At 62.3% G+C, this 701-nt stretch carries 1 protein-coding gene; it reads right to left on the bottom strand.

What is annotated here, in order from left to right:
• The coding region (locus JNK74_28920; GenBank protein MBL7650204.1) for a sugar ABC transporter ATP-binding protein at positions 1–701 on the bottom strand (701 nt) is incomplete at both ends.

Below are 701 nucleotides of genomic sequence, written 5' to 3'. Positions count from 1 at the left end.
GGAAGGCGCCAGCGCGGCTCAAGCCCTCGGCAGCGACCACGACTGTTGCTGCGGGCGAGGACTGGCGGGCCTCGCGGTAATACTCGTGGTGGAGCTGGCGGCCGACCATGAGCTGGTGCAGGTCCTTCACCGAGGCGCCCGCGGAGGGCAGGTCCTTCACCACCTTGCCGTCACGCATCACATAAACGCGGTCCGAAATCTCCAAGACCTCTTCGAGACGGTGGGAGATGAAGACGAAGCTGGCGCGGTCCCTGAGATCGCGGATGATGCGGAACAGGAGGTCCACTTCCTTCTGTTCCAGAACCGAGGTCGGTTCGTCGAGCAGGATCGTCACATGGCCCTTGGTGCGGCTGTTCAAGGAGAGGGCCTTGGCGATTTCCACCATCTGCCGCGCGGCGAAGGAGAGATCCGCACAGCGCATGCCGGGGTCGATGTCGAGATGGACCTTCTTCAATTCCTCCTTCGCGGCCGCCTTCATACGCGACTTGGAGATGAGGCCGAAACGGATGAACTCCTCCTCGCGGCCCAAGAAGATGTTCTCGGCGACCGTCAGCGTCGGCAGAATCGACTGTTCCTGGAACACCATGGCAATGCCCGAGTCGAAGGCTTGGCGGGGCGAGGCGACATGGACCTCCCTGCCATCGACGAAGATGCCGCCAGAGTCGGGCTGGTAGACACCATTGAGAATTTTGAGGAGCGTC

The sequence above is a fragment of the Candidatus Hydrogenedentota bacterium genome, assembly GCA_016791475.1.
Lineage (GTDB): Bacteria > Hydrogenedentota > Hydrogenedentia > Hydrogenedentales > JAEUWI01 > JAEUWI01.
Note: the sequence above shows the minus strand (reverse complement) of the source record. Positions and strands in the feature narration are given on the sequence as shown.